General features: G+C 41.1%; 10 protein-coding genes and 1 pseudogene. 10 read left to right on the top strand and 1 reads right to left on the bottom strand.

Annotated elements, in window-relative coordinates; all coding sequences use genetic code 11:
* Window positions 1-293: 293 nt before the first annotated feature.
* Window positions 294-740 (bottom strand): annotated as a pseudogene (locus ACTNC6_RS15800) (helix-turn-helix domain-containing protein); the annotation flags it as partial.
* Window positions 741-923: 183 nt separating this feature from the next.
* On the opposite strand from ACTNC6_RS15800, the gene ACTNC6_RS15795 reads away from it, so the two are divergent.
* From ACTNC6_RS15795 to ACTNC6_RS15750, 10 genes are all read left to right on the top strand, one after another.
* On the top strand, window positions 924-1118 hold the full coding sequence (locus ACTNC6_RS15795) for a hypothetical protein (RefSeq protein WP_005611072.1): 195 nt from the start codon (window positions 924-926) through the stop codon (window positions 1116-1118).
* 2 nt (window positions 1119-1120) lie between these two features.
* On the top strand, window positions 1121-2236 hold the full coding sequence (locus ACTNC6_RS15790; protein WP_055261453.1) for a site-specific integrase: 1116 nt from the start codon (window positions 1121-1123) through the stop codon (window positions 2234-2236).
* Complete coding sequence (locus tag ACTNC6_RS15785) at window positions 2226-2546, top strand: plasmid mobilization protein (protein ID WP_022092899.1); 321 nt, start codon at window positions 2226-2228, stop codon at window positions 2544-2546. The genes ACTNC6_RS15790 and ACTNC6_RS15785 overlap by 11 nt, the downstream gene beginning before the upstream one ends.
* A 124-nt stretch (window positions 2547-2670) precedes the next feature.
* Window positions 2671-3738 carry an AAA family ATPase gene (locus ACTNC6_RS15780; RefSeq protein ID WP_022092900.1) on the top strand — a complete coding sequence of 356 codons (1068 nt, stop codon included), beginning with the start codon at window positions 2671-2673 and terminating at the stop codon, window positions 3736-3738.
* Window positions 3739-3809: 71 nt separating this feature from the next.
* Window positions 3810-4043 (top strand): complexin-2, encoded by a 234-nt coding sequence (locus ACTNC6_RS15775; RefSeq protein WP_427786934.1) that lies wholly within the window; start codon window positions 3810-3812, stop codon window positions 4041-4043.
* A gap of 191 nt (window positions 4044-4234) precedes the next feature.
* Complete coding sequence (locus ACTNC6_RS15770; protein WP_022092901.1) at window positions 4235-4462, top strand: DUF5348 domain-containing protein; 228 nt, start codon at window positions 4235-4237, stop codon at window positions 4460-4462.
* A gap of 285 nt (window positions 4463-4747) precedes the next feature.
* On the top strand, window positions 4748-6169 hold the full coding sequence (locus tag ACTNC6_RS15765) for a plasmid recombination protein (RefSeq protein WP_055261451.1): 1422 nt from the start codon (window positions 4748-4750) through the stop codon (window positions 6167-6169).
* 4 nt (window positions 6170-6173) lie between these two features.
* Entirely contained in the window at window positions 6174-6548 is a 375-nt protein-coding gene (locus ACTNC6_RS15760; protein ID WP_055261448.1) for a TnpV protein, read from the top strand.
* 253 nt (window positions 6549-6801) lie between these two features.
* Window positions 6802-7464: a phosphatase PAP2 family protein gene (locus ACTNC6_RS15755; protein WP_055261446.1), complete on the top strand. Its 663-nt coding sequence runs from the start codon at window positions 6802-6804 to the stop codon at window positions 7462-7464.
* A 21-nt stretch (window positions 7465-7485) separates the two neighbouring features.
* A complete protein-coding gene (locus ACTNC6_RS15750) occupies window positions 7486-8100 on the top strand; it encodes a helix-turn-helix domain-containing protein (protein WP_055261444.1) in 615 nt (204 codons plus the stop codon).
* The last annotated feature ends 112 nt before the right edge of the window (window positions 8101-8212 follow it).

The raw sequence follows: 8212 nt of genomic DNA, 5'->3' as shown, positions 1-8212 counted from the left end.
AAAAATAGTGCAGTATCCCGGAAGGGCCGGAAAGGGAAGTTTTTACAAGTGAGTTTGCTAAAAAAATGCAAAGTGGGTGTGCGAAGGGACAGAAAAAATTCTGGAAACCCTTATAAACAGGGCATTTCCGGGCACAAGAAGTTCTATTTGATAACAAAATGATAACACCGGATATTTAGGTAGTATTTATCAGCAATCCGGTGGTTGTCAGGTAATATGTGTGAAACCAACAAAAAAGGTCTTACTGAATTGAGTGAAATCAATTTGGTAAGGCCTTTTTTCGTTGGTTTTTATGTTGTTTTTTTCGGGTAATTGTACCGCCACTGGTCATATTCTTCTTTGGTGATCTCCCCGGATTTTAGTTTTTCTGCCTGTTCCTGCCATGCGTAGAACATATCAAACATAGAAAGGTAGGTGGTTCCTTTGGACTTATCCAGCCGGAGACAGAGTTCTCCGTCAATTTCTCCAATATGAAGTCCGTAAAGGTCTTCTAATGTAAATAAGGTGTGCATCAGCCCAACATAACTGTCAATGTCCGGTACAGCGAGTGCATGAGGGGAGACCTCAAAAATGTCAGCCAGTGCATTCAGATAGTTTTCCTTTGGACTGCGAGAGCCTTTTTCGTACTGTGCAATGCGGACATCAGCCTGTGATTCGCTGAATCCCAGCTGTTGACCTAAATATTTCTGCGTGAATCCACGCAGAAGTCGAAAATGATGAATTCTTTCTCCTATTGCCATGCTCATATCTCCTGTCTTTTACTTGATAAATTGAGTATAGCATATATGTATAGTACAGACAAGGAGAAACCATACAAAAAAGTATAGAATTTTTGTTTTGAAACACTTGACCAATACAAAAAAGTATAGTATCATACGGACTATACAGAAATGTATAGTGAGAAACGAAGGAGGGATTTTACAATGAGTAAAATGTTTATGAATGTAAAAGAGGTCATGGAAGTTCTGGAAGTATCGGAATCCTACGCTTATAAGCTGATGAAAAGGCTGAACAGGGAATTACAGGCGATGGGATGCCAGACAATTGCAGGAAAAGTTGACCGGAAGTATTTTTACGAACAGTTCTACGGAACGAGATCAAACGATGGGAGGAATTAAGAATGGCAATTTACAAGACTGAAAGCAATAACACATGGTACGTTATGGTACGGTATCAGGACTGGACCGGCGAACGTAAGCAGAAATGCAAAAGAGGATTTGCAACAAAAAGAGAAGCTGCACAGTGGGAGCAGCAGTTCATACTCCAGAAGAAAGCCAGTATGGATATGGAACTGGAGAGCTTCTGCAAATTATATGAGGAAGATGTGAGACCAAGGCTGAAAAAGAGTACCTGGCTTACAAAGGAAAATATTATCAAGTCCAAGATTTTACCCTATCTGGGAAAAAGAAAGGTGTCAGAAATCACCGCAAAGGATGTTTTGGACTGGCATAATGAGCTTCGCAAATTGACAAGCAGGAAAGGAAAACCTTTATCCCCTACTTATCTGAAAACAATCCATGGACAGTTGAGTACGATTTTCAACCATGCGATCAAGTTTTATGATCTTAGCATGAATCCGGCAAGGAAAGCTGGCACAATCGGCTCAGAAGAAAGCAAGGAAATGCTCTTCTGGACAAAGGCAGAGTATAAACAGTTTTCAGAAGAAATGATGGATAAACCACTTTCCTACTATGCGTTCCAGTTATTGTACTGGTGCGGAATCAGATCCGGGGAGCTTTTGGCTTTAACTCCTGCGGATTTCGATTTCCAGAAGAGAACGTTGCGGATCAACAAATCCTATCAGCGTTTAAAGGGAGAAGATGTGATCAGCACTCCGAAAACAAAGAACAGTGTCCGTACTGTAACTATGCCAAAGTTCTTATGTGACGAAATGCAGGATTGTTTGAAGTTATATTACAGCCTGCAGCCGGATGACCGTATTTTCCCTGTAACTAAGTATTATCTGAACCATGAAATGGAAAGAGGATGCAAAGCAAGCGGTGTGAAAAAAATCCGGGTGCATGATCTCAGACACAGCCATGTCTCTTTGCTGATTAACATGGGCTATACAGCACTGGCAATCGGAAAAAGGGTTGGTCATTCAGCAGAAAAGATCACTTACCGATATGCGCATCTGTTCCCGTCCGTACAGCAGGATATGGCAGACCAGTTGGATGCAGAAAACATGAATGAAGAACCAAATGATAGGGAAGGAGGACTTGCGTATGTCAGCTAAATGTTTGGATAGACAGGGGCGTTGGAGAAATAAAACGGTAGCTTTTCGGGTATCACCGGAGGAGGATGAACTTCTGGAAACAGCGGTTAAATTGTCCGGTCTGACTAAACAGGATTATATTATCCGAAGATTGCAGGAAAAAGAGGTTGTAGTGACAGGAAATCCGAGAGTGTATAAGGCGTTGAAAAATGAACTGGCAAAGGTTCTGAATGAACTGAAACGTTTGAAAAAGGGTGATGATGTGCCGGAGGATTTACTGGAAGTAATCCGGCTGATCACAGTGACGATGGATGGCATGAAGGAAGAATAGAAAATGCCTTTAAGTGTCGGCAAACACCTAAAGGCAGAGATTTGGTAGAATACTCACCAAAAACTTTCTACGAGTATTCTATCAAAATCTCCACTTCCTTTCAACGGGAAAATAAGGAGGAACGATGGAAACGAACAGAGTAGAGACAAAGAAAACAGAAATAAAAAGGACGGAGTCGGATCTGAAGCTGATAAATATGGAATCAGTGGAAGTAGAGCAGATTGAATGGCTGTTCTATCCGTTTATTCCTTTTGGAAAAGTAACGATTATTCAGGGAGATCCGGGAGAAGGAAAGACTACGATGGTACTTCAGATTATTGCGAAGTTGACCAAAGGCGAAAAAATTCTTCCAGAGCAACAACAGGCAACAGACGAGAAGGATAGAGCAGAAAAGAACGTTGACTCTGATGCGAATCCAGTGGAAAGCCCGATAGAACCTGTGAATGTTATTTATCAGACTGCAGAAGATGGATTGGGCGATACTATCAAGCCTCGACTTCTTGCAGCTGGTGCAGATTGTTCCAGAGTGATGGTAATTGATGATAACGATCGGGCATTGACCATGATGGATGCCAGATTGGAAGAAGCTATCATACAGACAAAAGCCCGTCTGGTAGTTTTAGATCCAATACAGGGATTTCTTGGAGCAGAGGTGGATATGCACCGGGCAAATGAAATCCGTCCGTTAATGAAGCGTGTGGCAGTGCTTGCAGAGAAATACCACTGTGCAATCATTCTGATCGGGCATATGAACAAAAACAGTAACGGAAAATCTTCTTACCGTGGATTGGGTTCGATTGATTTTCAGGCGGCAGCCAGAAGTGTGCTGATTGTTGGGCGGATTAAAGATGAACCGGAAATCCGTGTGGTATGCCATGTGAAAAGTTCCCTTGCACCGGAAGGGAAATCAATTGCATTCCGATTAGATAAGGATACTGGATTCGAGTGGATCGGGGAATACGACATTAGTGCGGATGATCTGCTCAGTGGTGACAGCAGAGGTCAGAAAAGCCGGAAGGCAAAGGAGTTTCTGTTGGAAATATTGGCTGATGGTGGCATGGCACAGAAAAAGATTGAAGAAGAAGCGGAAAAACGAGGAATTAAGAAGAAAACCCTACGGAACGCAAAACTGGAACTGGAGATTGATTCGGTGAAACGTGGAAATCAATGGTTCTGGATGCTTCCAGAATAAAAGGAAGATGGCAAGATGACTATTTCTTAAGAACAGGGCATCTTGCCACCTTGAAAGGAGACAACATGGAAATAAAAAATGTACAGATACCATTTGCCTTGTTTAGACAGCTGGTTTCCTATCATTTGATGGAAGATCAAAGCTGTTCGGAGGAAATTTGCAAAGGGCTTATGGAGAAAGTGGAGCGTATGGCAAACCGGCAGTTATATACACAGTCGAAAACTGCTCCGACAGAGGAAGAACGGGAAAAGTCCCGTCAGGAATATCTGGACAGGCGGGGAATACCGGAAAGCTTTCGATGGTAACAGTTCTTGTTGTCTGTCCTATGACAGGAGCGTGTCACGCACCTGTAGATAGCAGACAAGGAGAAAGCTGGTAAGATGCAAGACGGAAGGTTGTGGATAAAACGACAGTGCGTTGGTGGTTTGATGGCTGTGAAGGATGCCCTGAAACGGGGCTCCCTATGGAAAACGATAAATGAAGGGAGAGTGACACAATGAGAGAAGGAAGATTAGGTTATAACAGCAATAACGGAAGATACGGTTTATTATCATCAGATTTATGGATTGACACAGGATTTCACTGCGGAGAAGGGCTGGAAGTGCTGGTTGACGATCAGTGGGTCAAGACCAGAATGGAAATGAATCCGGCAAGGGAATGGTATCTGGTGGGGACACCATACTGCGGAGATTTGGAATATGTCCGGGCGAGAATAACGGGATAAGTCAGTCATACAAGTAACGCAGGAGTAAACCGACCAACGGGAGGAATAGGTCTTCGCTCCGATTCGGTCGGTGCATAACAGACGTCCCCGGACGTCTTGCCCCCGGCAGGGCGCAAGGGGACTTTTGATGGACGGTACGGCTGTCGAAAGTGCTTTTGCGTTACTTTTGACAAAAGTAACAAAACCGCCGTATCCGGCGAAGAGTTCTTTTTATCGCCATAACTGGCGAAGATACAAATTTATGTGCCATGTCTGGCACTGGTTTCAGAAGGGGAGGTGAGAAGCATGACCATGAAAAGAACAATTAGCGGTATGATCGGAGCTGGTTCTCTGGCTCATAACAGAAGGGATTTCATAGCAGAAAATGTAGATCCGGACAGAGTACACTTGAATATTTGTTACCAGAATGAAAATCTGAAAGATGTTTATAAAGAGTTGTTTGATGATTCTGTGGAGCGATACAATGTGGGGAAAAGAAAAGACCGTCAGATTACAAATTATTATGAAAAAATCCGGCAGGGAAAACAGGAAAAACTATTCCATGAGGTCATTTTCCAGATTGGAAATTGTGAAGACATGGCTGTAGGGACAGTAGAAGGAGAACTGGCAGTGAAGGTGTTGAATGAATATATGCAGGATTTTCAGAAAAGGAATCCAACTCTCCGGGTATTTTGCTGTTATCTTCATCAGGATGAAGCTACACCACATCTGCATATTGATTTTGTTCCCTATGTGACTGGTTGGAAAGGAAAAGGGATGGATATCAGAGTTTCACTGAAGCAGGCATTAAAAAGTTTGGGATTTCAAGGTGGAAATAAACATGACACAGAATTAAATCAGTGGATAAACCACGAAAAAGAAGTGCTGGCAGATATTGCAAAGCAGTATGGGATTGAATGGGAACAGAAAGGTACCCATGAGGAACATCTGGATGTTTATAATTTCAAGAAAAAAGAACGAAAGAAGGAAGTTCAGGCTCTGGAGCAGGAAAAAGAGTATCTGACAGCAGAGAATGAGGGACTGACTGCACAGATTGCAGAATCCAAGGCAGATATTCAGCTTTTGAAAGAAGATAAGGAACAGGCGGTCAGGGATAAAGAAGCTGCAGAAAAGCGGGCAGAGAAAGCAGAAATAGAATTAAAAAGCCTAGAAGAACGTCGGGAGCAGTTACAGCCGATCATAGATAATGTCAGTAAGGAAATAAAAGAATATGGGACGGTTAAAACGCTTCTACCGGAAGCAGGAGCATTGGAACGTGCAGGAACCTATCGGGATAAAAAAGTTAAACCATTATTTATTCAAATGAAGAATAAGATTGCTGCAATGGCTGCCCAGGTAAAAGAACTTACGAAAGAAGTGGAGAAATGGAAAAATAAATACCAGAAGACAAAACAGGCATATAACAGTGTTCAGAAAGAGTTGGATGATATGCGTAAAGACAATCAGAAATTATTAGAAGAAAAGAATATGTTGCAAAGTGTTTCTGATAGATATGATCGTGTTGTGCGTGTCATGGGAATAGACACTGTGGAGGCTGCGGTACTGCAGGATATTCATAATCAGAAAGCACTGGAAGAAAAACGACGGATGGAACAAATGCCAAAAGGAAGCATTTACGAAAGATTAGCATGGGGTGCGAAAAAGAGCGAGATGGAGAATCAGCAGCGTAAGAAAAATAAAACAAAGAACAGAGGAATGGAGATATAAGTGCATGAAAAAACACATTTATGATGAAAAGAACGGATTAAGCTATACCTTGCATGGAGATTACTATTTGCCGGGTCTGGTGCTGAATGAGGAAGAACCGACATATGGGAAATATGGAATGTTGCGGAAACAATATCTGAAAGAGTATAGACCAGCAAGATATCAGTGCCTGTTATTGACTGGAAAGCTGACTGAACATCTGAATCAGATTGATCGGGATGCAAGAGAGCAGGTCGAAATGTTAATGAAGCAGATGGCAGAAGAACAGAGTGTGACAGAAACATTGAAGATACGGGATCAGATGAAGTGGGTCGGGTTGATGAATAATATCAGAACAAGTGCTGAAAAAATTGTACTGAAAGAGATCGTTTATATATAAGTTAAGAGGGCTGCCGAAAGGCGACTCTTTGTAAATGTAAGAGTGGAATTTCAGAATAGAACATGATAGAATGCTAAAAGATAAATCCGGATTTGCAGGGATAGATAATCAGAAGGAAATACTGAAAAAACAAGCATTTACGGGTATGATACGAATCGTATCACGTATGTGACCGAGCGATTCTATCATCATTTTATGTTTTTTGATAAGGTGAATGTGTCGAAAAGACAAACCCATATAGAAAGGACGTAGAATGATGAAAAAGAACGGAATGAAGAATTTACTATTTGGAGGAATATTCATTGCAACTTTTGTATTATGGACAGTTTTGATCCAGATGGTAGATGTGCAGCCTCATGGTCAAAACGGAACGAATATTGGATTTGCAACACTCAATTGCTGGTTTCACCGCTTCACAGGCGTACACATGATGATTTATTCGATTACTGATTGGATGGGGCTGGTGCCTGTCGTAGTATGCCTGATCTTTGCAGGTGTGGGACTAGTTCAGTTGATTAAGAAAAGAAGTCTTTTCAAGGTGGATCCGGATATCATTATTCTGGGTATTTATTATATTGTCGTGATCCTGGCATATATATTTTTTGAGATGATTCCAATCAATTACAGACCTATTTTAATTAACGGAGTAATGGAGGCATCTTATCCATCATCAACTACACTATTGGTATTGTGTGTGATGCCGACTTTGATCGAACAGACTCAGCGCAGGCTGTCAAGCATTGCAGTCAAAAAAGTGATAACGATTGTAACAATCGCTTTTTCGGCATTCATGGTTATTGGCAGATTGATTTCGGGAGTACATTGGCTCACGGATATTGTAGGTGGCGTATTGTTAAGCATTGGATTATTTTCTATTTATCAGGGAGCGGTTATACTGTCAATAAAGAATAAATAAAACGAGCAAGGGGTGGAGGTTTTGGAATTTCATGAAAAACTTCAGGAATTAAGAAAAAGCCGGGGAATGACACAAGAAGAACTGGCTGCGGCATTATTTGTATCTAGAACTGCAATTTCAAAATGGGAATCCGGAAGAGGATATCCGAGCATAGATTCATTAAAGGAAATATCTCGATATTTTTCTGTGTCGATTGATGATCTGTTATCTGGAGAACAGTTGATTTTGATTGCAGAAAAAGAAAACAAATCAAATCTCAATAGTGTATGTGACTTATTATGGGGATTTGTTGACTTGCTTTCTTTGATGCTTATTTTTCTTCCGCTGTATCCCAAGCCGGTCAATGGTTATATCTATTCGGTAAATCTTTTTGAGTATGTAGATAATAATAAATGGATTATTACCATTTATTGGATAATGTTCATCACTTTAACGATTATCGGGATTGTGAAAATATTGATGGTCTATTTCAAATTTGAAAAAGGCAAAAAGGTGATTACTGCATTGTCTATAGGATGCAGTGTTATCGATGTTTTGTTTTTGGCAATGATGAAAGAACCATATGCAATAATAGTTGCTTTTCTGCTATTACTGATCAAAAGTGGTCTCCTTTATAAACAAGCCAAGGCAGGCTGATCAGGTATTGTCCCCTACAACTTGTTAAGGAAACAATCGGAGTTGGTGTAAACGAAAAAGCAGTCTTGCGGTTTTATAAAACTGCCCTTTCGTTTACATCAATTTCGATTTT

It is taken from the genome of Blautia sp. HCP3S3_C4, assembly GCF_052064095.1.
Taxonomy (GTDB): domain Bacteria; phylum Bacillota; class Clostridia; order Lachnospirales; family Lachnospiraceae; genus Blautia_A.
Note: the sequence above shows the minus strand (reverse complement) of the source record. Positions and strands in the feature narration are given on the sequence as shown.